Below are 25,253 nucleotides of genomic sequence, written 5' to 3' on the forward strand. Positions count from 1 at the left end.
TAAAACCAAGGAAAGGCAGCCTTCGCTTTGCTGCCTTTCCGGAAAGGAATAGAAAATGAATCGAGTGACATTAATCGGGAGACTGACAACCGAACCGAAAGTATCAGAAACAGAGACAACAACTGTGTTGAATATGGTGATTGCAGTCAGGCGGCCAACCAAAGACGATAAAGCGGACTTTCCACTTATCACGGTATTTGGAAAATTGGCGAACCATTGTGCCGAACATCTGCAAAAGGGAAGCCTGATTGGAGTGGATGGGAAACTGCAGACCAGTCGGTATGAAGATGAAACCGGACATATGACTTATCGCTGCAATGTGGTAGCAAATAAAATTGATTTTCTGAGTTGGGGAGAACCGCGCGATGAAGACGAAGCCGATTCGGAGTAGTCAGTCCCCTGTTCGAGTCTATTTATCGAAAGAAGAACATCTGCGTCTGAATCGGCTATGCCAAGCGAGCGGTTATTCGAAGTCGGCCTATTTCCGAAGCCTTCTGAATTTATCGGTACCAAAGCCAAAGCCGCCGATTGAGTATCATCTGTTTATGAGGCATCTTTCTGCTGTCGGGAACAATCTGAATCAAATTGCAAAAGTGGCGAATGCATTCGGAATTGTGAAACCAGAGGAATGGGAACAGATTTCTCTGGAATTAAAAACACTCATACTGGAAATTCGGAGGGATTTTCAGCTTCCGGAAAGAATGAATGATGGCAATCACAAAGATTAAGCCAATTTATCAAAGCAGAGGGCTGAGGCAACCGATCGAGTATATAACCGATTTTCGAAAAACAGAAAAAAAGGAAGATATTTTGAATCAAGTTTCGGATTATGTAAGAAACCCGGAAAAAACACAAGCTCCGTTTGTAACAGGAATTAACTGCCAGCCAGATACTGCACCAGAAGAAATGGATTACGTGAAAAAACAGTTTGGAAAAGAAGATGGGATCTTAGCCCATCATGTTTTCCAATCGTTCCTGCCGGGAGAAATCACACCGGGATTGGCCCATCAGCTTGGAATCGAACTTGCGACACGCTTATGGGCGGATCGATTTCAGGTAGTAATTGCAACCCATCTTGACAAGGCTCATATCCATAATCATCTGCTCCTGAATTCGGTTTCCTTTGTAGATGGAAAAAAATACAACGGATGCAAAAAGACCTATGCAGAAATTCGCTCTGTTTCCGATGCTCTTTGCAGAGAATACGGACTGTCCGTGATTAACCATCCGAAGTATCGGGGAAAAAGCCGTGCCGAATGGGAAGCAGAGCATTCAGGAAGGTCAACCTGGCGAAGTCTCATTCGAGATGATATTGATCTGGCGATTCAGAAATCGAGGACAATGAGTGACTTTTATCGAGAATTGCGGCATATGCATTATGATTTAAAGATGGGAAAACACTTTGCATTACGACCAGCAGGAAAAGAGCGATACATTCGTTTGCGCTCTCTGAACCATGAAGCGTATACACTGGAAGGAATTCGTAAACGTATTGCGGAGCAGTATGCTACACATTACGGGCAAATATCAAAGCCAAGGCGATACAGTAAAAAATGCTATGCCTCGGCAGGGAAACCAAAGCGGAAACTGCCCAAATATAAAGCGTTGTACTATGTTTATTTGTTTCAACTTGGAAAAATTAAACAAAAACGCCCGACGTATTTAGATTATCGAATCAAAGAAGAGATTCGGTATCTGGAACAAATATCGGAACAGGCAAAACTGATTGCCAAGTATAACATTCAGGACGAGAGTGGTTTACAGGCTATTTTAGACACGCTAGAAAAAAATTGCAAATCTCTGCAAGGCGTATCGGATCCGGAACAAATGAAACAGAGAAACACGATTCAGAAAGAAATCCGAACTTGCAGACGTATTCAGACAATGAGTAAGCGACTGGCAGCAAAAAACAAATTAGTGCGGGAGAGCATCAAACAAAGACCAAAAGAGGAAATAAAAAAATCGAAATCATTTGCGAATTTTAAAGGGGGAAAGGAACATGAGCGTTGAAAGTGAAGCGGCAGAAACTGCGATTCGTATTACGATGGATGGGACGGAAAAAATGATTTTGCTTTCTGGAAAAGCAGCAGCGCTTTCCGGAAAGCTACTGATTTATTTGACGGCTCTGTTAAGTCAAAAAAGCCGTGTACGACAGATTGCGGAAAATCCTACAGGAATGTGTACCGCAACCATTCCAGAAGAAAAGGTGAAAGAGTTTGCAGTTACTGCGAAAAAATACAATCTGAAATTCTTTATTGCAAAAGATAAATTGCATGATCCGGGATTTGAAGATATTTGTGTGAAAGCGGAGGATGCACCTGTTGTAAAGCGGATTTGTGAAAAACTAAAAATTGGGATTCCCGATCAGCAAAACATGCAGTTGCAGGATGAAACCATTCCCTTTGAGCAGGTGATGCGAGCCTATGAAGGGAAGGCGATGGATCTCGATCGCGCGATTAATCGGATTACGGAACGGGATTATGCCAAAGATACTCCATGCTATGTCTGTGAACGAACCAACCCTCACAAGTATATTCAATTAGAGACAAGCAGGGAATCCTTTCACGGGGAAGCATACACTCGAACAAAATATCATGTCTATAAAGAAAATCAGTATGTGAAGACCTTTGATGATGGAAAATTTGAAGGCAGATCGATTACTTATTGGAGGGAATTGAAAGAGAAAATGCTTGTAGCTGGGGGTCTGTCTGGAACTGATCTATTGTTTTTTTCTGAGAAAGAACCATTCGAACAGTATCAAGCAAAATTTGAACAAAGCTGTACTGCTCTAGAACCGAAACAACTGAAAGAAAAACTGGAAGCAGAATTAAATGCTTTCCGCACAGAGAAAGAGAATTGCGCAAACCCCAGGAAAGCCCTGGCTGGGAAGGAGTCAGGGCATGGGCAGAAAGTTGGAAAATCTATGCAGAATAATAATGGTACGATACATCAATTTGTATCTGAATACCATCACAAGAAGGGAAAAGAATATGGAGGGCGTAGCCATGAAATGGAGCGATAAACTATATGTGGCTTTCGGCCTGGGAATCGTGCTGTATTTGGGCCTGTTATTTGCTCCAGTGGTTTATGGAGAAGGAAATTTATTTGTAAAATTAAAGCAAGCAGTAGAACTTTTTAAAACCCCATTGGCTATTCAATTGATACCGGAGACGCCGAAGCTACTGCTCCTATTATGTGGCCTGTATGGATTTGCTCTGTTGGTTTACGGGAGCACGCGAGGAAATCGACATATTGGGGAAGAGTATGGATCGGCAAAGTGGGGGAATCCGAAATCCTTGTGCCGTAAGTATGCAGACCGTACCTTTCAGAAGAATCGCCTGCTAACACAAAATGTTCGGATTAGTACGACGGGAAGACCAATTCGGATCAACCAGATGAGCCTGGTGCTCGGAGGATCTGGAACCGGAAAATCTTATTTTTATGCGAAACCAAATCTTCTTCAGGCCAATACGTCTTACATTGTACTGGATCCGGCAGGGGAACTGGTCGCTGCAACCGGAAACTTCCTGGAGGAGGAAGGATATAAGGTGCGTGTACTGGATCTGGCAGAACCGGAACGATCCTGGCATTATAATCCGTTCTGGTATCTTCGAAAAGAAGCAGATATTCTACGACTTGTGAAAAGTTTATTTCAGGCAACGGTTCCAAAAGACAGTAAAAGCAGCGATCCGATGTGGGATAATCTTGCGGAAATCCTCTGTGTTGCCTATGTTGCACTGCTTTATGATTTTGGAAGCCCAGAAGAGAAAAATATGCGTACCTTAATGTGGATTTCTCAGGAAGATACAATCGAGGAAGATGAGAATGGAGGAGTGAAAGAAAATGCGATTATGGCGTTTTTTCAAATGATTGAACAAAGAGATCCGGAACATCTGGCGGTAAAAGCCTATAAATCTGCCACAAAAGGTGCTGCAAAAACGAGACTAAGTGTACAAGCAACCCTGCAGGGGAGACTGGAAAAATTCAACCTGGAAAGTGTATGTCGAATGACAGATTATGATGAATTGGAGTTAGCGCAAATCGGAATGGAAAAAACCGCTTTGTTTCTTGTGATCCCCGCAGAAGACACAAGTATGAATTTTATGATCAGTATGCTGTATGGTCAACTGTTCCCGTTGCTTTATGAAACAGCCAAAAAAAGCCCGGGCCTGAAACTGCCTGAACCTACTCACATTTTGATGGATGAATTTTCCAATGTAAAAGTCCCAGATGAGTTTATGACCTATTTGACAACGGGGCGAAAACATCAAATATCCTTCTCCATTTTGATTCAATCGATCAGCCAATTAGAAAAGATGTATCCGAAAAGTGAGTATGAAACTTTGATCGGAAACTGCGATCAATTCCTGTATCTTGGTAGCAATGAACATAAAACTCAAAAGCTGATTTCGGAATGGATGGGGAAAGAAACAATCCAAGTTAAAACCAGCAATATCAGTAAAGGGCGGAATGGACAGTATTCGGAAAATGAGCAAAAAATTGCAAGGAATCTGTTGGAGCCAGATGAAGTGGACACACAAATTGGAGAAGAGTATGCCATTTTAAAAATACGAGGAAATCGATTTGTCCTGGATAAGAAAATTGATCCAAAGAAGCACCCCAACTATGCCCGATCGGCAGATGGAGCAGGAACGCGATTTCTCTATGGGAATGCGCAACTAGACGCAAGAATCCAGGAGACAACAGAAGTCAGAGAGGCAGATTTGGAAATCAATCTTAATTTTTTGTCCAAAGAAAAGCTGGAAACGGTAGTAACACTTAGCTTATACGATGAGGAGTAATTTATGAAACGAGCAATATGGATAGCATGTGCGAGCATGCTTTTTTTTGTATCTACAACTGCTGTTTGTTTTGCAGCAGGAAGTATTCAGGCTTCGATTAACAGCCTGAATACCCTGATTACAGGAGTGGTAAAGGGTGTCGGCGGAATTTGTATCATTTTGGGAATTCTTCAGTTTGGAATTTCGGTAAAGTCCCATGATGCAGCGCAACGCAGCACAGGGCTTTTGGCAATTGCAGGAGGCCTTGTGATTTTTTTCGCACCGGAGATCCTTGCAGAGATCTCCTGATGAGGAAGTGAACGATGAGTATTTTGGAACATGCGCTCAAGCTGTTCAATTCTTTTATGGAGAAAACATGGGAACTTTTAAGTCAGGGAATGGATAGTTTTTTGGGCGGAAAAATCTGGACTTTGATGTGCCAAATTAATGAAGGCCTGCAGGCCGGATCGTTTGCGCTTCTGGTGTTGTTTACTCTGATAGGAATTCTGAAAAGTGCCAGTGCCTTTTCCGATATGAAACGACCGGAAGTCGTAGTAAAGGTTTTCGTGCGGTTTATTATTGCCAAAGGACTGATTACTTATGGAGCTGCATTTATGCTAAAAGTGTTTGAAATTCTGCAAGCGGTTCTTCAGGAAATCAATCAGTATGGAACTGGCTTTACGCATGCCAAACTGCCAGAGATCGTGAATGAAGCACTGGAAGCACCGGGTCTGTTTGAAGTGGTGGATAAAGCGATTATGGGAATTGTGGGGCTTTTAAGTTGGATTGTGATCCTAATTGTTGCGTTGACGATATTGATTACGGTATATGCGCGTTTCTTTAAACTATACATGTATACAGGCTTGTCTCCCATCCTGCTCTCTACATTGGGTGGAGAGCCAACACAATCCATTGGAATTGGATTTCTGAAATCCTATGCGGCAGTGTGCCTGGAAGGTTCCATTATCACGATTGGATGCATTATTTATGCGCGAATCGCAGAAACGGTGCCTGTCACGACCTATGATCTGGATGATAGCTGGGGTGCGGTACTGACGGTATTGGAGTATGTCGTATATTTTGTCCTTTATGCATTGGTGCTGGTTGCATCGGTAAAGGGCGCAGATCGAATTGCTAAAGAAATGATGGGAACCGGATAACTGGTTTCGATTGAAAGGAGGAAATCAATGAAAGTTGTAATTGTTGAGCCGGAGAAGGATCCCTATGAAGCAGAACTGCCGGATACTTTGGAAGCGATGCAGGATATTGTTGGAGGGCATATCGAAATTGCCTATCCTTTTTCCGATCGTGCGTGTATCGTCTGTAATGAAACCGGTTTGCTAGACGGCCTTCCATTGAATCGGGCCGTAAATGCAGAAACCATTATTGCAGGGACTTTTTTTGTCTGTGGTTTAGGAGAAGAAGATTTAAAGTCCCTCAGTAAGGAGCAGGTTCAAACCTATCTAAAACGATTCCACTATCCAGAGATCTTTTTGGAATCACCCCTGGGAGGGATTGTGCCGATAAAAATAAAACGAATGGAGGAAAAGTTCAATCATAAAGAACATCATAAGAAAGGACCAAGCCAGGAACGATGAAACTTGAGACAAGGATCAATAAGGAAATCCGGAACTACTCGGAACAAATTTTCTTTGGAATGAACTTGAGAGAAACCTTTTTTTCAGCCGCAGCCGTGGTTGCCTCTATCACAACCTATTTTGCGGCAATTCCGTATTTTCATGTAGAAATTGTCAGTTGGCTTTGTATTCTTGCAGCTGCTCCGTTTGGTTTTTTAGGCTTCTTCCATTGGCATGAACTTTCGGCAGAACAGATAGCCATGCTTTTGTTGAAAGAAGCTTGCTCCCCGCGGATTATGCTGTATAAAAGCCGAAATGTTTTTTACGAATTAGAACAGGAGGTACAAAAACGTGGGAATCAAAACACTTACAAAATTGGAAAAAAGACAAAGAAGTCGAAAAAAAAGAAGGACAGCACAGGATCTGATTCCAGTCCTGAGAGAAAAAGATGGCATCTTTTTCTGTGAAGACGGAACCGTATCCAAAACATTTCGATTTGAGGACTTAAACTACACCATTCTTTCCGAACAGGGGAAGGAGAAAATGCTGGAGTCCTGGTCAGGGGCTCTGAATCTATTTGAACCGGGTGCAACGTATAAACTGACTTTGGTAAAAGAACGTCAGCCATTTGAGTTTTTACAAAATGAATCACTGTCCGAGGCGCTTTATTCGTATCAACAGGAATATAATGATATGCTGCAAAGAAAAATTCAAACACAGCAAGGAAGAACCCTCCATAAATACCTTACCGTATCCTGTAGTCAACAGGAAGGTGAGGCACTGTTTCAGCGTGTTGAATCCGGGATGGGAGAGACCTTTCGGAGAATGGGAAGTGATTTTGTGCCACTTCGTACAATAGATCGGATTGGGATGTTATATCCGTTCTTTCATGAGGAGGAAATGCTCCCGGATAATGTTATGAACGCGTTAAACATGAAACATGGAATTTGCGATCTATTAGCACCGGATTATGTGGAAAAAGAACCGACCTATCTAAAATTAGGAAACCGTTATGCCAGGGGATTATATCTTCCCCCAACGCATTATCCAACCTATCTAAACGATGAGATCTTGGCAGAAATCTGCAAATTGCCGGAACAGTTGACCCTTTCTATTGATTATATCCCTGTAGATACGATGGAAGCTTTAAAGCTGGTGGAGAAAATTAATTTAGGCGTAGAGACGAATCTCGCAGCCTGGCAACGGAGGCAGAATGAAGCAGGAAATTTTTCTGCAGTGGTTCCATATAAAATGGAGCAGGAGCGGGAAGAAGCGATTGAATTTCATAAAGATTTGGCGGCTCGGGATCAGAGAATGCTTCTGGTTCTTCTGACCGTTTTTCATTTTGCAGATTCCATCGAACAGCTTGATCAGGATACTGCAAAACTGAAAAGCATTGCGCAGCAGAATATGTGTAAGCTTGTAACGCTAACCTTTGAACAGGTTGAAGGGCTGATTACTGCACTGCCATTTGGACCCAACAGACTACTCAATCGAAAAGGAGGGAAGATGCGAAGCATGATTACAACCAGCGCTGCGGGGATGGTTCCATTTTCGACAAAAGAAATTACCCATAACACCGGAATTTATTATGGGCAGAATCGAATTTCGAAGAACCTCATTCTGATTGACCGGAGAAAATTGCAGAATGGAAATTCCTTTATTCTTGGTGTATCCGGAGCCGGAAAATCTTTTCATGTCAAAGAAGAGATCGTTAGTCTTATGTTGACGACAAATGATGATATTTTAATTATTGATCCAGAGCGCGAGTATCATTCTCTTGTGAAAGCCTTTGGCGGAGAAGTTGCTGTCCTTTCTCCAACAGGGAGCACCTATATCAATGCCTTGGATATGAATGATGCTTACGGAGAGGGCGCAAACCCGGTTACTCTAAAATCGGACTTTCTGATGTCTCTTTGCGAACAGGTAAATGGGACAAGCCTGGATGGGAAATATAAATCGCTGATTGATCGCTGCGTCATTGAAACCTATCAAAGCTATCAGGAGAATGGATTCTGCGGGAAGCCACCAACTTTAAAAGATTTCCGTAATGTGCTTTGCAAACAGAAAGAGTCATTTGCACAAGATCTGGCATTGCTGCTGGAACTTTTTACAGAAGGTTCCTTTGATATTTTTTCCAAGCAGACGAATGTGGATGTCCATAATCGACTGCTTTGCTATGACATTTTAGAATTATCGGCAAATCTTCAGTCCATTGGAATGACGGTGGTGCTAGATAATATTCTCCATCGGATCAGTCAGAATCGGCAGGCAAAAAAGGCAACTTGGATTATTATAGATGAAATCTATTTGATGTTAATGTACGAATATACTACGCAATTCTTTTACAAACTATGGAAGCGAATCCGAAAATATGGAGGATTTTGCGAAGGTATTACTCAAAATGTAACCGAGGTGCTTGAGAATCAAACGGCAAAGACCATGTTAGCAAACTCAGAATTTCTGGTTTTATTAAATCAGGCACCTTCCGATCAGGAGGCGCTTGCAGAACTTTTAGCGTTATCCAATGAGCAGCTCCGATATATTTCAAACGTCCCAGCAGGATGCGGACTATTAAAGATTCAAAAAGATCTTGTACCGTTTAAGGATGAGTTCCCCAAAAAAACCAAACTATATCAACTTATGACGACGAAATTAGAAGAGGCATTATAGGAAAGCGGGACATCACGATGAAGGTACAGGAAAAAAACAAGCAGTTTTTGGAATCGGGAAAGAAGAGATTTCGTCGGTCCTTTGCAGTTCGTAACTTTCGAAAAGAAGAAAAGAAGCTGCGGGATAATTTCGCGGAAGCGGCAGGAAAACGAGAGGAACAGCAAGAAGTTGAAGAAGTCAAGACTTATCAGGAACGAGGGAAACAGGCTTTTTCCTCGATGAAGCAAAGTGCGGAGCTTGTACGCATCATACAGAGGAAAAAACAGAAATCTTCCGCAGAATTCAGACAGGCGGCGGGAATGCAAACTGCTGAAAATTTTCAAGATATCCCAGTACAAATGGATGTTACCCAGAAAAAGAAAAGACGAACGGAGTATAAACGAAGATATTATATTCAAAAGACCTTATCGAATTACAGAGCCAGGAGAACTTCTTTTTTCGACTTGTCGCTGCTTTCCGTACGCCAGAGCCCGAATCGCAACCTGCAGATCGCAATGCAAAAAGTACGGAAAACATCATTGATTCTGCTTCTGAGTCTTCTTGGATTTCTTTTGTTCTCCGTTCTGATACTTGCTATGTGTGTAGAGCAGCAACCAATTACTGGCGAAACGGAAATGCTGTCAGGAACACAAGATCCGTTGACAGCAGCTTACCTGTATCTAGGAGCATTAGATGCCGATCATGGCAGACTTTCGGGAGGGGGAATGCAGCTGGATGGAGATGCGATTCTCGGATACTTTATTGCAAAGTATGGAGAGCGTTATCAATTTCGCAAGAAAGAAGTCGAGAGAATTTATACAGAAATCTATCAAAGCGGAGGAAATGCGGAAGCATACATAAGGATGCGTTGTAGAGAAGACGGACTTCTGCAGGCATATGAACATCTGAAAGAAACAGGAATCTATCACGGATATAAAGTCTTCGGTTCACCCTTTCCAGGAACGGTTTGGAATGGGAACATTTCTTCTAAATGGGGATGGAGGATACGTCCCAATTTTGGAACAGTAACCGTACATCGGGGACTGGATATTGCAATGCCTGCAGGGACACCGATTGCTTCCGTTATGGAAGGTGAAGTAACCGGAATTAGTAACCATGGAGGAAGTCTGGGCAATCATGTAGAGATTCGAAGTGCGCAGAAAACGGCAGATATCCGCAGTTTGTATGCACATATGGCAACGATACGGGTTCGAACCGGGCAGCATGTAAAAGCAGGAACGGTAATTGGGACAGTCGGAACTACCGGAAATACAACTGGGCCACATTTACACATTGAATTATATGCTGGGGAGTATCAGTACAGTAATTCTGGACAGCTTTTCTATCCGCGAATTTTTCTTGCAGAAACAAAGGATGGATTACCGAATGCTACAGAGGGAATTCCATCTGGAAAAAAGAAAGATTTAGGTATTTTTGAATTGACCGCATACTGCGCCTGCAGGAAATGTACGGGAGATGGTGATGGTATTACTGCAACGGGGACAAAAGCAGAATCTTACAAAACCGTTGCAGTGGATCCGAATGAAATTCCGCTTGGAAGTAAATTGTATATCGAAGGGATTGGAACGGTCCGAGCAGAGGATACTGGAGGAGCAATTAAAGGGAAACGAATTGATTTATTTATTGGAAGTCATCAAGAGGCACTCTCCTTTGGGAGGCAGAAGCATCGTGTTTATTTGATGAAATGATCGTTGTGAATTTCAAACGGTAATGGAAAATCGGAGAGGAATGGGAAAGGAGGCACAATATGCAAGCTAAAATTGAGAAACAGCGTACAAAAATTGCGCGTCTGAAACAAAAGGAAGCACAGGAGCAAGAACGTCTGGAAGCTTTGCAGAGTCAGCTTTCAGAAGCGGAAGAAGATCTTCGCATTCTGGAATTGACAGATATTGAAGCAATTATGAAAGAATATCGAATGGGGCACGATGATGTCATTTTATTCTTGAAAAATTTAAAAGAGAATGAAGACAGAGGAACGGAGGAAATAATTCATGTCCAAGAATTTGAAGATCTTATGTAGTTCGATGATGATACTTATCATTGGATTCACCTGCAGTGCATGTAAAGAAGATCCGTTAGAAGGAATTTGGTATTCTGATCGAATCGGATGTGACGAGGTTTTGCTGTTGCAAGAGGATCATCGCTATCACTATGCAGGTGAAACCGGAATCTATCAGACAGATGACACCTGTTTGATTCTTGCTGGAGATGATCTGTTCGGGGAACAAATTCTTAAGATAGAAGACGGAGAAGAAGGAGAAAAACAATTTTCTTTCAACCTTCAGGACGGTGAGGAAATTTTGGAAACAATCCGGTTCTTTCCCAATCAGAATCAGGCAGAAGAAAGCAGGAAAGAAAAAGAAGCAAAGAAGCAGGAAGAAGAAAACGAACGTTTGGAACAGGAGATCCGGCAAGCAGAAGTTATGCTGCTGGGGGTATGGAGCTGCAAAAAAGGAAAAACGCAATTATCAATGGAGTTTCAAGAAGGTGGGGTATTGATTGCATTTGAAAAAAACAAAAGGAATACAGAGACCATTCAGATGACTTATCAGATTAAAGATGGAAGTACCCTTATGCTCTCTGAAATGGGAAAGGAAGTTGAGAAAAAATTTTCGATTGAGACGAAAGAGGGACAGACGCACTTAACGATCAACCAGGTTGGTAATAAGATGGTTACATATGTGAAAAGTAGGTGAGGGTATGCAGGAACGTGAGAAAAAAATCAAAGAACTTTTGCAGAAAGCTGAAGAAGGGGTTCAAGGCGTATTTGAGAGTGAATCCTTCCAGAGCTATTTGAAAATAATGGCCAAATTCCATGATTATTCGGCAAGGAATGTACAGTTAATTATAAGTCAAAAACCGGATGCCTCATACGTAGCAGGATATCAAAAATGGAAAAAGGAGCTAAAACGAATCGTAAAAAAAGGGGAAAAAGGGATTGCAATCGTTGCATATACACCCCAGACTCGTTATGATGAAGTTCCGAAACTGAATGAAGAAGGGAGGCCTGTTTTAGATGCGGATGGAAAGCTGGTTTATACGTTGAAAAAAACCATAAAACCAGCATTTTCTATTAAATACGTCTTTGATATTTCGCAAACAGAAGGCGAGCCGCTTCCAACTCTTCCAGACAGATTGGAAGGAACTGTTGAGAACTATGGACAGATTTTAGAGAGCGTTAAATCACTATCCAATTTTAAGATAGAGTTTCAAAAAATAGAAGGAAATGCGATGGGACTTTGTGATTTGGAGGAAAAAAGAATCGTCATTGATCGGGATATGAGTGAACTCCAGAGCATTTCCGTTCTGATTCATGAAATTGCACATGAAAGACTTCATGGAATTGCAGGGAGAGAAACGATTGATCGACAAACAAGAGAAGTAGAAGCAGAAGCAACGGCTTATGTTGTTTGTGAATACTTGGGATTAGATACTTCTGAGGTAGCCTTTCCATATATTGCTTCCTGGAGCAAAGAAAAAGATACGAAAACCTTATATCAGTCCCTGGATCGAATTCAAAAAAATGCACATGAAATGATCTGTAACTATGAAGAATATATGAAAGGTCAGGAGAAAGAGCAAGATACTGAGAAAGCTCCTGAACAAAAAAAGAAAGTACGAAAACGACAAAATGAAGTTGAACGATAATTAAAATTCGCAAACGTATGCGAATTTGATACAAACAGAGATAATCTTATTGGTTGGGCAGCAAGGGCAACGGATCCTGCTGCCTTTTTTTCTTTTTTTTTAAGAGAATCGCAATATGTTTTATAAGCGGACAAGCGAATCACTCAAACTATTTGCAAGAAGAACATTACTCAGGAGCAGGAAGATAAAACTATAAAAAATATAGGAGGGGGAGCATTTGGGTGGAGGGATGTGATAGGGGTCTTAGGGCCTCCTAACCAGATACGGAAAGTAGGCCTACTTTCCAATGCTGGCAACAACGATAACATACTAAAAAACGATTACTTTTATAGCAGAGAATGAATTTGTTCTTCCCTATATATTCCTACATAGGAAAAAAGTATCTGAAAGTTATAGGGCTTATAGCTAAAAGATAGTTTGAAAGAATTTGTAGAAAAGAGAAGATATCAATATGTCATAGCTTAACCATAGAATCAACGAAATAAGAATGAGGAGGAGAATCATGGGAACAATTTATGGTTATATTCGTGTCAGCACCAGAGAGCAAAATGAAGACAGACAGCTTATAGCAATGGAGCAGCTTTCGATTCCGAAGACAAATATTTTTATGGACAAACAATCCGGAAAAGATTTTGCAAGACCTCAATATAAAAAGATGCTTCGACGGCTAAAAAAAGACGATTTGCTTTATATTAAAAGCATTGATCGTCTTGGTCGTAACTACTCAGAGATTTTGGAACAATGGCGGATTCTGACAAAAGAAAAAGGCATAGATATTGTTGTGCTGGATATGTCGCTTTTGGACACACGGAGAGGAAAAGATTTGATGGGAACGTTCCTCAGTGATATTGTCTTGCAGATACTTTCGTTTGTAGCGGAAAATGAACGCCATAATATTCGCCAGAGGCAGGCAGAGGGAATTGCGGCAGCAAAAGCCAGAGGCGTGCGATTCGGCAGACCGCCGAAAGCACTTCCAGAGAATTTCCACCAAATATATCAACAGTGGAAAAAAGGCGATATAACTTGTACCGAAGCAGCAAAAGCCTGTGGGATGCCGATTTCGACATTTCGATATCGGGCAGAACTTTACAGAAAAACAAAATTCTTGTAAATTATGATTTTTACAAGAATGTGTAGGTTTTTGTAAAATGTTCAATTCCATAAAACGTATTTAATATAACACACTTATTCTAAAAGATCCAGTAAATTTCGTTCTTTTTCTTAAAAAATCTTTCAATTACACGGTCGCTTTTTACCCCACCAAAACCTACACTTTTTTACGTATTGTGGAGGATAGGACGGTGTGGAACAAAGAACTCGAATTGGCAAAAAAGTAACCCTCGCGGAAAGCGCCAAAGATAAACGAAGGGAAACGATCCTTTCTTGCTTTAGAGAAATGTGGAATCCCAATCTTTTCAGAAGGGGTCAACTAACAGAGGATTCGGAAAGATACTTGTTGGATTGTTGGAATCTCAGAACAATCAGAGGATTGTACGTCCATTGTCTTGTATGGGGAGCCAGCCAGTGTTTATTTCCAACAGAAGAATGTCCTCTATTATGGGATGCAGGGCAGTGGTGCGTATTGGAATGGGCATCCAATTCAACCATTTAAGGTAACTAGATGTGCCAATGCAGTGATCCAAGAATGTGGTTTAGCAACAGTAGGAGGCGTCTTAGTTGCCTGTGGGAAGCTGGATACATATTTAGGGAAACCGTTGTCCTTACAAGAGGTTGCAACAGCGTTTTGCAACACAGGGTCTCATATAGACATGTTATATGACTATAAAATCAAAGTTTTGAAAAGGCGACTTTTAATAGGGTGTATTTTAAAGTTTAAAAATTAAAGAGATGTATGGTTAGTGGAAGAAATTTTAAAGGAATAAGCATAAAAGAGAATGGTATTGAGGTGGAATATATATGGATAACACAGAAAATATGATAAATGATACCGTTGTAGTGTCAACTGGGTTCAAAAGTATGATGTTAGAAACTACCGAAAAAACAGATGCACCCCAAATCATTCTGAATAGAAGTATTTTCTATCGCTTATTAAAGCGTATACTTGACATAATGCTGAGTTTGATTGGACTTGTGATACTGTCACCCATTTTTCTTATTACAGCAATTGCGATATATATAGATGATCCAGGTCCAATTCTATTTAAACAGGAGAGAAGCGGGATCAATGGTAAACCGTTTATTATGTGGAAATTCCGCAGTATGTATCAAAATGCACCAGAGCTTCGGTTTGAATTGGAAGATCAAAATGAACTTGACGGTCCAGCTTTTAAGATAACAAATGATCCAAGAGTGACAAGGGTAGGTAAATTTATCCGCAGAAAAAGTATCGATGAGTTGCCTCAACTGATAAATATATTAATAGGAAATATGAGTATTGTTGGGCCGAGACCGTTGCCTACATATGAAACGGAGCAACTTACGGCAGCACAAAAGAAAAGGTTGTTGGTAAAGCAAGGGCTCATATGCTACTGGCAGATAAGCGGCAGAAACGATATTTCTTTTTCCGAGTGGATGAAGATGGACATTCGATATATCAATGAAGCAAGCATATTGACGGATTTGAAAATAATAATAAGTGCGATACCAGCGGTGATAGGAATGAAAGGTGCACGGTAGCAATAGAAAGAAAGCAGTTTGAACATGGCGATATTAATCTGTGGTGGGGCAGGATATATAGGCTCTCATACAAACAAATTACTTGCAGACAATGGGTATGAGACCATCATATTTGATAATCTCATATATGGACATGAAGAAGCAGTAAAGTGGGGAATTTTCAGAAAAGGAGACTTGAAAAATTCAGATGAAATTGAAGAACTATTCCAGGACTATAAGATTGATGCGGTATTACATTTTGCTGCGTACGCTTATGTAGGGGAGTCAGTAAAAGAGCCCGAAAAATACTATATAAATAATGTATCTAACACACTTAATCTTTTAAAAACTATGCGTAAGCATGGTTGTAAAAAAATTATCTTTTCATCGACTTGCGCTACATATGGTAAGCCTGTAAATATGCCTATCACTGAAAACATGAAGCAGATGCCTATCAACCCATACGGTACAAGTAAGTATATGATAGAAAGGATACTGGATGACTATCATCGAGCGTATGATCTTGAATATGTAGTATTACGATATTTTAACGCTGCTGGAGCAGACTTCGGAGGAGAGGTAGGTGAAAGCCATGACCCTGAGACACATGTGATACCATTGTTGCTTGATGCAGCTTCAGGGAAAAAAGATGAATTTAAGATATTTGGCACGGATTACCAAACACCAGATGGAAGCTGTATCAGAGATTATATCCATGTTGTAGATCTCGCCAGGGCACATTTAGCAGCATTGAAATACCTTGAGCAAGGAAGGAAAAGCGATTGCTTCAATTTGGGGAATGAAGTAGGTATATCAATTTTTGAATTGATAGAGACAACAAGAAAAGTGACCGGGAAGAACTTCAAAGTCATATATGCAGATAAACGCGTAGGAGACCCTGCAGTACTTGTTGCTAGTAGTGCGAAAGCAAAGGCTACATTTAATTGGAAACCGAAATATTCAGATATAGAGACGATAATTAAGTCTGCATGGCAGTGGCATGAGAATAAAGCGTATTGAGAAAGGTGATTGCGTTTGTATGAGTGAAAAAATTAAAGTATTACACATTGTAGAAGCATTTGCTGGGGGCATGATAAGTGTCATACAAGGCATCGTAAATAATACAAATAAAAGCTTTCAACATTATATACTTTTTAATATAAGAAAAGAATCCCCTAAAGTGCCTGAAGATTTTTTTAAGAAAGATGTCATCTTGATTCCAGCTAGACATCTTATACGTGAAATAGATTTATCTGAAGATATAAAAGCAATCAGTGAGGTGAAGCGGACTTTTAATAACATACAACCGGATGTGGTTCATCTATATTCATCGAAAGCTGGAGTAATTGGAAGGCTGGCGTTAAACGGAAAGAAAGTGGCAATTTTTTACTCACCTCAAGGATATAGTTTTTTAATGCACGATTGCAGTGAGCTAAAAAGAAAAATGTACTATATATTTGAAAAAATATGTGGATATAGAACTAGTATGTCAGTGGCAGCTTGCAGGGGAGAATATATTTTAGCGCAAAGGGTATCGAAAAAGTCAACATGTATAAATAATGGTATAGATACAAAGGAATTAGATAGATTCAACCTAAATGTGAAAAGTGAATCAAAAAAGATAAGAGTATGTACATTAGGGCGAATTGTATCACAAAAAAACCCAGATATGTTTAATCGTATAGCTCAAGCTTTCCCTGATGTGGAATTCGTATGGATTGGCGGAGGAGAACTTCGGGAAAGGCTGACTAGTGAGAATATAGAAGTGACAGGGTGGATGACAAAGGAAAAGGCCCTCGACAAATTATTAGAATCGTCTGTATTCATACTGACATCATATTATGAGGGTTTTCCCCTTGCGTTAATTGAGGCGATGTATTTAAAAAGATGCTGCATCGTAAGTAGTATATCGGGTAATGTAGATGCTATAAAAGATAGGAAAACAGGGTATATATGCGGAACATTTGAAGAATATGTAGATATAATTTCGCAGTTAAAGGAGAATGGAATAGATAACAATATGTTGGAAGCTGCACATGATTACGTTTTGAACGAACTGAACCAAACAGTTATGGCTGAAAAATATGAGAAAATATACAAAGAAGAAATAGAAAGATTACGAAAAACGGTTAGTCAATGAAAAAGGAAAGAACGTCTTATAGTAAACAAAAACCTTTAATTGTTAATGCAGTTTCACTTAAATAATCTGAGTTGAAATGGAACGAGTGACAAAGGAATGCAGTGAAGAACAAAAAGAAATTAGAGGTAGAGTTATTTGAATATGCCATTTTTAAAAAAATGTATATATAAAGTTTTGAAAAAAGAATATAAAGAAATTCTTCTGATGATTAATGATAAATCAGTAGTTTCTTTTGATGTGTTTGACACACTTTTAAAAAGAGAAGTGGCTTCACCAAGAGATGTTTTCAGAATAATGGAATTGCATTTTCAAGATAATGGAATTCAACCAATAAAAGGTTTTTCAGTATTACGAGAAGCTGCAGAGGAACAAGCTAAAAAAGAAGTTATTAATAGCGCAATCACTATTGAGGAAATATATGATTATATTCCTGTTGATAATGCATTAAAAGCAGTTCTTATAGATATGGAATGTGAAATCGAACTCCAGTTATCATTTCCGAACTTGATTTTTCAACTCATATATGATGCCTGTATAGAGCAAGGAAAAGATATTTATTTTATTTCCGATATGTACTTACATTATGAAATCATTGAGAAAATGCTCAAAAAAGCAGGATATAACAAAGGGAAATTATATGTGTCATCTGAAATAGGGAAAACTAAATATAATGGAGAGCTTTTTTCATATATTCGTGATACAGAAAAAATAAATACCAAGAACTGGATACATATAGGAGACTCAGTTCGCTCTGATTATTTAATGCCAAAGCGTTTAGGCATTAATGCGATTTTGATTGAAAGAGCTCCAAAGAACAATAAGTATTATGATAAGAACATGAATAATAAGAATAAACACTATATGCGTATGAATCATTTTATTAATACGCATATAAGTGAATACCAATCTCCTTATGAGAAAATTGGATATGCGGTATTTGGACCATTGCTTTATGGATTTTCGTGTTGGCTTGCTCAAAAAATACCAGAAAATAGGACAATCTTATTTCTTGCACGTGATGGTGCAGTGATTCGAAGAGCATTCCAGATTATTTCGAAAAGATCGACGTTGTATTTATATATTTCGCGTAAGTCCGTATATGGTGCATATCTTTCTTGTGTAGAAAACACTAATGAGATAATCAAGAATAAATTCCCAATTATTTCAAGACGGCATACCACAGGAGAATTAGCAATTAGCCATAATATTTCTGAAAGTAAGATGCAGGAACTATTTGAAAAAAATGGTATAGAGAAAGATGAAATCATAATTAGTGATGAGATAGAAAAGCAAGTATTAGATACTATATGGCCAGTGGTTAAGAATAACGCAAAAGAACAATATCAATTGTTCCAAGAGTATCTTAACCAATTAGGTGTTTCTGCAAAGTGTGCGGTTATTGATGTGGGTTGGCGTGGAACCACTCAGACATTATTACAGCAAGCTGGGTTTAAAGTTGGAAGAGAAAAGATAGATTGGGAAGGATATTATTTTGGAATACATTATCTTATCAAGAATGAATTTATTCAGGAAAATAAAAACAGGATGTTTGGTTTCCTCTATAAAGAAGATTCATTTAAAGACAGGAATTATATACGAGAAGTAATACTAGGAACGATTGCATTTTTTGAAATGTTCTTCCTTTCTACAGAGGGAACTACAAAACAATATATACGAGATAATGATGGAATTGTACGACCAGTTATTGGAAAAAAAGAAAATAATAGTTTAATGAATGAAAATATTGATTTAATTCAGAATGCTGCATTAGACTTTGTATCTGATCTGAATCAATCAACAGCAAAACTGTTGGTCAATATAGATTCAAAAATTGCTTTTGGAAATTATTTGGCGTTTGTAAAAGCACCTACTAAAGAGTTATTGAGATATTTTAATGGGTACAATTGTTTTAATGGGGATACGCCAAAGATATTTTTGGGAGAGCATGGGAGTATCTATTATTTAAGGCATCCTAGGCAACTTTATAAAGACCTTATTAGATGTGATAATAGAGCATTGTTTTTAAAACGGATTTTCAAAATACCATTGCCATATTTTCATATCTTGTATTTCTTGCGAAAGTTTTTTGATAAAACTTAATGGTACCTTAGTAAATCTATCTCATTTGTATAGAGCTTTGAAATAAAATATAGGAGAGTGAGATATAAATAATGATACGACTTGAATATCCAAGTTTATATAGATGGACTATCGGTTTTGCAGTGCTATTTTCAAGTATGGTTGGGGGAACTATTTTAGGTATTTCTATGAATAAAATAGCCCTTATTCCTCTTTTTATAGTACTTTGCATTGAACGCATACAAAACGTCAATATAAACCCCAAAATGTATCTCCGATTCCCACACTTAATGTTTGTTATGTATTGTATTTTGTGTGGAATATCAGATCTTATCGCCCTATTTAACAGTTCTGCAATAGATAAATATCCTCTATATTTACCTATTGCAGAAAAAAATGCAATACAAATGATTATTGTATATATACCATTAGCTTTACTTGTTTGGAATTCGGTGTACTGTAAAACTTTCAAGAACATTTTTTTTAAAGCTCTAAAATATGTCGCATATATCCATTGTGGTTGGGCGGGACTTCAGTTTATATGCTTTACTACATTACAGTTGGATGTAAATACTTTTTTCTTTGAGGAAGTTTGGCATGGAATTTTAGGAATAGAGTATGGTTCAGTATACACATATGAAAATGGGATTTTAGCTATGCGTATAACAGGGCTTACTTGTGATACAGCGTATTTATCTATTCTACTTGTTTTGGGTTTTTTGATGTCTAAATCGTGGATACCAAAGGCAATGTGTATAGGGGTGACTATTTTGTCTATGAGTCGAACAGGAATGCTTGCAATGGTTGTGGCTATAATTTTAGAAATGATTATGCGCGAAAACAAAAATCAGTTGCATTTAAAAAAATTGTTTATGGGTATAAACGGATTTCTGCTTGCTTGCGGCGTAATGGTGATACTTTATATGAAGATACCGGAAATACAATATTATGTTGACTATTCTTATGAACGTGTAAAAAATATATGGTCTTTTGCGACAGGTGGCACTTATGATAGTACGTCAATACATTTGAATTATTTACTTTACTTAATTCCAATGTTTATTACTATGTTAAATCCTCTGCAATGTTTCGTTGGTGTTGGTCCAAGAGTATCTATCCCAACTTATATTGAATTTGCAAAAGAAAATAATTTGGCATATGAACATAATTATACTCATTCATTAAGCATTGAATGTGATGTGGCGGATTTATTAATTGGCAGTGGATTAATCGGTTTTTTTCTTTATTATTATATGTTTTTTACAATTTTTTTTCATACTTCCGATAAGATGCTCAAGAAGGCAATAGTGATTTTTGTAATTGCAGGAGTTACATATCAGTTTAATGCTATGACATTATTAATACTGTTTATTATCATTGCACTCGGAGAGTTTTCTAAATTAAGGACTTTAGAAGACTATGAAAGAGACTATAAGATTGGAGAAATTATTTATGAGGCAAAACCTGATTAGTGTTATTGTGCCAATTTATAATATGGAAAGATATTTGGAACAGTGCATTCAAAGCCTGCTCAACCAAGATTATAAAAATATAGAGATATTATTAATCAATGATGGCAGCAATGATAATTCAGCAGCTATCTGTCGAAAATATAGCAAAAAAGATAGAAGAATTATCTATATTGAACAAGAAAATCAAGGAGTGTCTGCCGCTAGAAACACCGGAATTTGTCACTCATCTGGAGAGTGGATATCTTTTGTAGATGGTGACGACTGGGCTACATTAGATATGCTTTCGTCTCTATTAAGATGTGCAGAAGACAAGGATGTAATTATTGGGGACGCATATGCGGCTAAAAACGGCAAAATAGATAAATTTTCCTTTTTTACTATTGATATAGCGGAATCACAAAAAAGGAGCCCTCTTTATTTGATAGGAAATGCCTTGGGATGCACTTCCTATGGAGCTGGTAAATATAGCAATGTAGGGGTGCCTTGGGCGAAGTTATATCGACGAGAATTTTTAGTAAGGAATCATATTGAGTTTCCAGTAGGAGTCAGGCGTATGCAGGATATGCTTTTTAATATTAATATATTTTCTAAAACTCAGAGGGTAAACTTTTGTAATCGTCCTATTTATTACTATCGGATAACAGATAACTCTGTATGTCGACGATATGACTCTCAGTATGATGAGGTTATCCAGCAAATACTTTTAGGTTTAAGGGATTTAGTAGAAAGCAATAAGGACCCTGAAATACAAAAACTGTATGATTTTAAGAGAGTACAGTTACTGTTGGAAAATATTGCATTGCACTATGGACACCCTAAATGTCCTTTAGCATATAAAGAAAAAAGGAAAGGGATCAAACAAATTTTTGACTTATCGGTAAACAGAAATGCTTTAGAAACTTGCGAAAAAAGTTTATTTAGTCGCAAACAAAAAATCATTTTAGGATTGTTATTAAATCATAGGTATGCGGTTGTTTACCAGATATATCATTTGCGAAATATGGTGCAGAAGTTTTTGAAGAATGTTGATATGTAGTAAGGAAATCAAAGATGAATGAGAGAAAATGGGTTAAACATTTGCTAAAAGAATATTTGGACTCGTTAAAACCATTTCTTACGAAAGAATGTGGGGGAATCGAATTTCCAAACCGTCATTGTGCAAGTTATAGTGATATGATATCACGAATTGAATGTTTTGCACGGGTTATGTATGGCGTTTGGCCGGCTGTTTTGGGTGGGGAAATGGATATATGTTCTGAGTTTCTTGAGTATTATAATCGAACATTATTAAAAGGAACAAATCCAGAAGAAAAGAGCTACTGGGGAGATTTTGATAATGCTGATCAACGTGAAGTGGAAATGGTTCCTTTAGTATTGATGCTGTACTATAATCGTGAGCAAACATGGGACACATATTCAGATAAGGAAAAGAATATGGTTAATCGCTGGTTTCTTCAAGTAAATAATGGAAGAATCTATCCGTCTAACTGGCTTTTTTTTCGCCTGCTTGTAAATACAGTATTTTTGAAATTAGGAGGCAAGTACTCACAAAGTAAAATCGAAGAAACGTTGGACAAAATAGAGATGTTGTATATTGGAAATGGATGGTACATTGATGGTCCATCATTAGCGGTAGATTATTATGTTGCATTTGCATTTCATTATTATTCGCTGATTTATATTTCTATTGAAAAAGGAACTGCTGTAGCAGAACGATATAAAGAACGAGCTTGTTTATTTGCAAAAAATTTCATTTTATGGCAGTCCAGTACAGGAAGCTGTGTACCATATGGCCGTTCATTGACATATCGGTTTGCACAAGGAGCTTTTTGGGCTGCATTGGCTTTTTCTGACATATGGCCATATGAAAAAGGAATTATAAAGGGAATCTGTATGCGACATTTCAAATGGTGGCATGAAAGACCAATTTGTGATAATGCTGGGATTTTGACAGTGGGATATGCTTATCAGAATGCCTTAATGTCAGAAAAGTATAATGCTTGGGGATCCCCCTACTGGGCTTTTAAATCCTTTTTGATTTTGGCGATAAAGGAAGATGATGAATTTTGGAAAGTCGAATCTCTACCACTTCCTGATATGAAGCAACAGATATATACAGACAAAATAGGAATGGCTATCGCAACAGATAAACGTCGTAAACACACTATTTTATTTCCAAATCGCCAAATAAAAAATGAGACACTAGAGCATTATGAAGGTAAGTATATGAAGTTTGCTTATAGTAGTTATTTTGGATTTTGTGTAAGGAAAGGGCTTTTTAATTTCGAACAAAGTGGATGTGACTCTGTGTTGTCTGTATCAGAAGATGGAATGACCTTTTTCCCAAGGAATGAGATAATTGAACCTACAATTGAAAAAGGGATACTTATTTCAATATGGCACCCTTTAAAAGGAGTTCGGATTAAAAGTTATATTATACCTGGAGAGCCCTGGCATATTCGTATACATAAAATAAAATCCGACTATAAGATTTTTTTGAGAGATGCGGGATTTGCGATTGATAGCACAGAAGGAAAAATAATTAAAGATGAAAATTCTCTTTCCTTTTTAACAACGAAAGCCAAAAGTGGTGTGAGATGTCTTACAGGAAATGGGATAAGTGGGATTTCCGATTTTTGTCCAGGGACAAATATATTGTATCCGCGTGTAAAAGTTCCATTTATTCAATGGCATATTCCTAAAGGTAGTACCGTTATAGCAACAGCTGTATATGGGAGTGTATTACCTGAAGAAGAAAATATTGTGGAGCCTTTTCTGACAATAAGGGGGAGAACAGCAACTATTTCAGTTAATGGGGAAATGATTTCGATGCAATTTTCTGACAAAATTAAAAAAAGAACCTATATGGATAGGTGTTTTCTTATAATGCGACGGATTGTAAGACTATATCAATCTTTGTAGAGTTTAGGGTTAAATTTACAAATGGAGATGAAAAAGATAGATATGAAAATTGAAAAATGTTTTGGATGTACTGCCTGTGTAAATATTTGCCCCGTACAATGCTTACAGATGAAACCAGATGCCTTTGGCTTCCTATATCCTGAACTTATAGGAAACTGTATTAGGTGCGGTCTTTGCGAAAAGGTTTGTCCAGCAGAAATAGTTATAGATAAAAAATCATGTGGTGAGGTATGTTTTGCAGCAATTGCAAAAAAAAGACATAGTGAGAGTACTTCGGGAGGGATCGCATCACTTATGTCAACAAAAGTAATTGAGAAAGGTGGGGTTGCTTATGGTGTTGGATTTAAAAGAGGAAAATGTGTTTACAACAGAATAGATTCTTTATCTGAAATTGAAGGTATAAGGGGTAGCAAATATGTTCAAGCAGAATTGAATGATACTTTAGCCCTTATAAAATGTGATTTAGTAAATCATAAGTCCGTACTTTTTGTAGGGACACCATGTACCATTGCAGGGGCACAGCTTTATTTAGATAATCAGGGTATTGATATGGAAAAATTTATTGCAATAAGTTTTCCCTGTGGTGGTGTTCCATCTCCTTTATTTCTGCAAGAAGAAATAGGAGAGATAAATCAAACCAATATAACAGTAAAATTTAGAGAAGGACGAAAATATCTATTTCAATGTAAAACATTATCAGGTGAAGTGTTAAAGAGTCAAACTAGAGTTAGAAGTCCTTATTTAATAGGATATGATTATCGACTGACTTTACGCTCCTGTTGTTATAGTTGTCTTTTTTCTAAGGAATCACGAATTGGTGATATTACAATAGGAGATTTTTGGGGATTACAATCAAATAATGAGCCATTTAAAAGTCTTTATAAACGGCAGCAAACAGCTTCACTAATAATTATAACATCCCCAAAAGGAGAGGCTTTTTTTAAATTTATTGAGAAAGATATATGGCTTGAAAAGCATTCTTTAAAAGAAGCATTTATACATAATCCTAGATTACATGAGCCGGCACCTGCAATGACAATAGCTGCAAAGAATTTTCGTTCAAAATATATGCAGATAAGGAGCATCAAAAAAGCAATTTATAGCAGTTTGTCGTTATATGATTTCTTCAAAGAATACTATAGATATAGCAAATTACTACAACCATTCCATTTTATAATGGGCAAAATTAGAACACAATAGAACGAATGCTAAAAATTTAAACCTGATAATATATAATTACGGACAACATTGTAATACATGTGAAATGGTTATTGATGAATTTCTTATATATGTGACAACTTTGATATAGAAAAAGATGTATGGATATATGAGATAATGAAGTATT

23 protein-coding genes are annotated in these 25,253 nt (G+C 38.1%); all 23 read left to right on the plus strand.

Annotation, left to right across the window (positions count from 1 at the left end; all coding sequences use genetic code 11):
- The first annotated feature begins 55 nt into the window (after positions 1-55).
- The 23 genes from H9L42_RS06890 (at position 56) to H9L42_RS07000 (ending at position 25,108) form a co-directional block, all read left to right on the plus strand.
- Entirely contained in the window at positions 56-391 is a 336-nt protein-coding gene (locus tag H9L42_RS06890; RefSeq protein WP_187302656.1) for a single-stranded DNA-binding protein, read from the plus strand.
- Positions 366-728 carry a plasmid mobilization protein gene (locus H9L42_RS06895; RefSeq protein WP_187302657.1) on the plus strand — a complete coding sequence of 121 codons (363 nt, stop codon included), beginning with the start codon at positions 366-368 and terminating at the stop codon, positions 726-728. Before H9L42_RS06890 ends, H9L42_RS06895 begins: the two co-directional genes overlap by 26 nt.
- Positions 729-810: 82 nt before the next feature.
- Complete coding sequence (locus H9L42_RS06900) at positions 811-2,010, plus strand: relaxase/mobilization nuclease domain-containing protein (protein WP_187302658.1); 1,200 nt, start codon at positions 811-813, stop codon at positions 2,008-2,010.
- A complete protein-coding gene (locus H9L42_RS06905) occupies positions 2,000-3,022 on the plus strand; it encodes a DUF3801 domain-containing protein (protein WP_187302659.1) in 1,023 nt (340 codons plus the stop codon). Before H9L42_RS06900 ends, H9L42_RS06905 begins: the two co-directional genes overlap by 11 nt.
- The gene (locus H9L42_RS06910; protein WP_187302660.1) at positions 3,006-4,802 is read left to right on the plus strand and encodes a VirD4-like conjugal transfer protein, CD1115 family; all 1,797 of its coding nucleotides are present in this window, start codon (positions 3,006-3,008) and stop codon (positions 4,800-4,802) included. Before H9L42_RS06905 ends, H9L42_RS06910 begins: the two co-directional genes overlap by 17 nt.
- A 3-nt stretch (positions 4,803-4,805) precedes the next feature.
- Complete coding sequence (locus tag H9L42_RS06915; protein WP_187302661.1) at positions 4,806-5,090, plus strand: glutamyl-tRNA amidotransferase; 285 nt, start codon at positions 4,806-4,808, stop codon at positions 5,088-5,090.
- Between the two features lie 14 nt (positions 5,091-5,104).
- Entirely contained in the window at positions 5,105-5,941 is an 837-nt protein-coding gene (locus H9L42_RS06920; protein ID WP_187302662.1) for a VirB6/TrbL-like conjugal transfer protein, CD1112 family, read from the plus strand.
- Between the two features lie 27 nt (positions 5,942-5,968).
- Positions 5,969-6,379 carry a DUF3846 domain-containing protein gene (locus H9L42_RS06925; protein ID WP_187302663.1) on the plus strand — a complete coding sequence of 137 codons (411 nt, stop codon included), beginning with the start codon at positions 5,969-5,971 and terminating at the stop codon, positions 6,377-6,379.
- Positions 6,376-6,825, plus strand: coding sequence for a PrgI family protein (locus H9L42_RS06930; protein WP_187302664.1), 450 nt, complete (start codon positions 6,376-6,378; stop codon positions 6,823-6,825). Before H9L42_RS06925 ends, H9L42_RS06930 begins: the two co-directional genes overlap by 4 nt.
- Positions 6,710-9,031 carry a VirB4-like conjugal transfer ATPase, CD1110 family gene (locus H9L42_RS06935; protein ID WP_346726294.1) on the plus strand — a complete coding sequence of 774 codons (2,322 nt, stop codon included), beginning with the start codon at positions 6,710-6,712 and terminating at the stop codon, positions 9,029-9,031. The genes H9L42_RS06930 and H9L42_RS06935 overlap by 116 nt, the downstream gene beginning before the upstream one ends.
- Positions 9,032-9,048: 17 nt before the next feature.
- The gene (locus tag H9L42_RS17000) at positions 9,049-10,719 is read left to right on the plus strand and encodes a peptidoglycan DD-metalloendopeptidase family protein (RefSeq protein ID WP_243235690.1); all 1,671 of its coding nucleotides are present in this window, start codon (positions 9,049-9,051) and stop codon (positions 10,717-10,719) included.
- A gap of 59 nt (positions 10,720-10,778) precedes the next feature.
- Positions 10,779-11,051 carry a hypothetical protein gene (locus H9L42_RS06945; RefSeq protein ID WP_187302665.1) on the plus strand — a complete coding sequence of 91 codons (273 nt, stop codon included), beginning with the start codon at positions 10,779-10,781 and terminating at the stop codon, positions 11,049-11,051.
- Entirely contained in the window at positions 11,023-11,727 is a 705-nt protein-coding gene (locus tag H9L42_RS06950; RefSeq protein WP_187302666.1) for a hypothetical protein, read from the plus strand. Before H9L42_RS06945 ends, H9L42_RS06950 begins: the two co-directional genes overlap by 29 nt.
- Before the next feature lie 4 nt (positions 11,728-11,731).
- Positions 11,732-12,679 carry an ArdC-like ssDNA-binding domain-containing protein gene (locus tag H9L42_RS06955; RefSeq protein WP_187302667.1) on the plus strand — a complete coding sequence of 316 codons (948 nt, stop codon included), beginning with the start codon at positions 11,732-11,734 and terminating at the stop codon, positions 12,677-12,679.
- A 502-nt stretch (positions 12,680-13,181) separates the two neighbouring features.
- Entirely contained in the window at positions 13,182-13,790 is a 609-nt protein-coding gene (locus H9L42_RS06960; RefSeq protein ID WP_187302668.1) for a recombinase family protein, read from the plus strand.
- 806 nt (positions 13,791-14,596) lie between these two features.
- Complete coding sequence (locus H9L42_RS06965) at positions 14,597-15,316, plus strand: sugar transferase (protein WP_243235691.1); 720 nt, start codon at positions 14,597-14,599, stop codon at positions 15,314-15,316.
- Positions 15,317-15,340: 24 nt separating this feature from the next.
- Positions 15,341-16,315 carry a UDP-glucose 4-epimerase GalE gene (galE, locus tag H9L42_RS06970; RefSeq protein WP_187302669.1) on the plus strand — a complete coding sequence of 325 codons (975 nt, stop codon included), beginning with the start codon at positions 15,341-15,343 and terminating at the stop codon, positions 16,313-16,315.
- 19 nt (positions 16,316-16,334) lie between these two features.
- Positions 16,335-17,435, plus strand: a complete 1,101-nt coding sequence (locus H9L42_RS06975; RefSeq protein ID WP_187302670.1) for a glycosyltransferase — start codon at positions 16,335-16,337, stop codon at positions 17,433-17,435.
- A gap of 141 nt (positions 17,436-17,576) precedes the next feature.
- On the plus strand, positions 17,577-19,535 hold the full coding sequence (locus tag H9L42_RS06980; protein WP_243235697.1) for an HAD family hydrolase: 1,959 nt from the start codon (positions 17,577-17,579) through the stop codon (positions 19,533-19,535).
- A gap of 71 nt (positions 19,536-19,606) precedes the next feature.
- Positions 19,607-20,986, plus strand: a complete 1,380-nt coding sequence (locus H9L42_RS06985; RefSeq protein WP_187302672.1) for a hypothetical protein — start codon at positions 19,607-19,609, stop codon at positions 20,984-20,986.
- Positions 20,967-22,022, plus strand: coding sequence for a glycosyltransferase (locus H9L42_RS06990; protein WP_187302673.1), 1,056 nt, complete (start codon positions 20,967-20,969; stop codon positions 22,020-22,022). The genes H9L42_RS06985 and H9L42_RS06990 overlap by 20 nt, the downstream gene beginning before the upstream one ends.
- A gap of 14 nt (positions 22,023-22,036) precedes the next feature.
- Entirely contained in the window at positions 22,037-23,908 is a 1,872-nt protein-coding gene (locus tag H9L42_RS06995) for a DUF2264 domain-containing protein (RefSeq protein ID WP_187302674.1), read from the plus strand.
- 42 nt (positions 23,909-23,950) lie between these two features.
- Positions 23,951-25,108, plus strand: a complete 1,158-nt coding sequence (locus tag H9L42_RS07000; protein WP_187302675.1) for a Coenzyme F420 hydrogenase/dehydrogenase, beta subunit C-terminal domain — start codon at positions 23,951-23,953, stop codon at positions 25,106-25,108.
- Positions 25,109-25,253 lie beyond the last annotated feature (145 nt).

The sequence above is a fragment of the Zhenpiania hominis genome, assembly GCF_014333425.1.
GTDB lineage: Bacteria > Bacillota > Clostridia > Peptostreptococcales > Anaerovoracaceae > Hominibacterium > Hominibacterium hominis.

Excerpts from the sequence above, each read along its gene's own strand:
- H9L42_RS06965 (WP_243235691.1), top strand. The coding sequence starts at position 14,597 with ATGGATAACACAGAAAATATGATAAATGATACCGTTGTAGTGTCAACT.
- H9L42_RS06985 (WP_187302672.1), top strand. The coding sequence starts at position 19,607 with ATGATACGACTTGAATATCCAAGTTTATATAGATGGACTATCGGTTTT.
- H9L42_RS06945 (WP_187302665.1), top strand. The coding sequence starts at position 10,779 with ATGCAAGCTAAAATTGAGAAACAGCGTACAAAAATTGCGCGTCTGAAA.
- H9L42_RS06915 (WP_187302661.1), top strand. The coding sequence starts at position 4,806 with ATGAAACGAGCAATATGGATAGCATGTGCGAGCATGCTTTTTTTTGTA.
- H9L42_RS06975 (WP_187302670.1), top strand. The coding sequence starts at position 16,335 with ATGAGTGAAAAAATTAAAGTATTACACATTGTAGAAGCATTTGCTGGG.
- H9L42_RS06995 (WP_187302674.1), top strand. The coding sequence starts at position 22,037 with ATGAATGAGAGAAAATGGGTTAAACATTTGCTAAAAGAATATTTGGAC.
- H9L42_RS07000 (WP_187302675.1), top strand. The coding sequence starts at position 23,951 with ATGAAAATTGAAAAATGTTTTGGATGTACTGCCTGTGTAAATATTTGC.
- H9L42_RS06905 (WP_187302659.1), top strand. The coding sequence starts at position 2,000 with ATGAGCGTTGAAAGTGAAGCGGCAGAAACTGCGATTCGTATTACGATG.
- H9L42_RS17000 (WP_243235690.1), top strand. The coding sequence starts at position 9,049 with ATGAAGGTACAGGAAAAAAACAAGCAGTTTTTGGAATCGGGAAAGAAG.
- H9L42_RS06910 (WP_187302660.1), top strand. The coding sequence starts at position 3,006 with ATGAAATGGAGCGATAAACTATATGTGGCTTTCGGCCTGGGAATCGTG.
- H9L42_RS06890 (WP_187302656.1), top strand. The coding sequence starts at position 56 with ATGAATCGAGTGACATTAATCGGGAGACTGACAACCGAACCGAAAGTA.
- H9L42_RS06955 (WP_187302667.1), top strand. The coding sequence starts at position 11,732 with ATGCAGGAACGTGAGAAAAAAATCAAAGAACTTTTGCAGAAAGCTGAA.
- H9L42_RS06930 (WP_187302664.1), top strand. The coding sequence starts at position 6,376 with ATGAAACTTGAGACAAGGATCAATAAGGAAATCCGGAACTACTCGGAA.
- galE (WP_187302669.1), top strand. The coding sequence starts at position 15,341 with ATGGCGATATTAATCTGTGGTGGGGCAGGATATATAGGCTCTCATACA.
- H9L42_RS06895 (WP_187302657.1), top strand. The coding sequence starts at position 366 with ATGAAGACGAAGCCGATTCGGAGTAGTCAGTCCCCTGTTCGAGTCTAT.
- H9L42_RS06920 (WP_187302662.1), top strand. The coding sequence starts at position 5,105 with ATGAGTATTTTGGAACATGCGCTCAAGCTGTTCAATTCTTTTATGGAG.
- H9L42_RS06925 (WP_187302663.1), top strand. The coding sequence starts at position 5,969 with ATGAAAGTTGTAATTGTTGAGCCGGAGAAGGATCCCTATGAAGCAGAA.
- H9L42_RS06960 (WP_187302668.1), top strand. The coding sequence starts at position 13,182 with ATGGGAACAATTTATGGTTATATTCGTGTCAGCACCAGAGAGCAAAAT.
- H9L42_RS06990 (WP_187302673.1), top strand. The coding sequence starts at position 20,967 with ATGAGGCAAAACCTGATTAGTGTTATTGTGCCAATTTATAATATGGAA.
- H9L42_RS06950 (WP_187302666.1), top strand. The coding sequence starts at position 11,023 with ATGTCCAAGAATTTGAAGATCTTATGTAGTTCGATGATGATACTTATC.
- H9L42_RS06980 (WP_243235697.1), top strand. The coding sequence starts at position 17,577 with ATGCCATTTTTAAAAAAATGTATATATAAAGTTTTGAAAAAAGAATAT.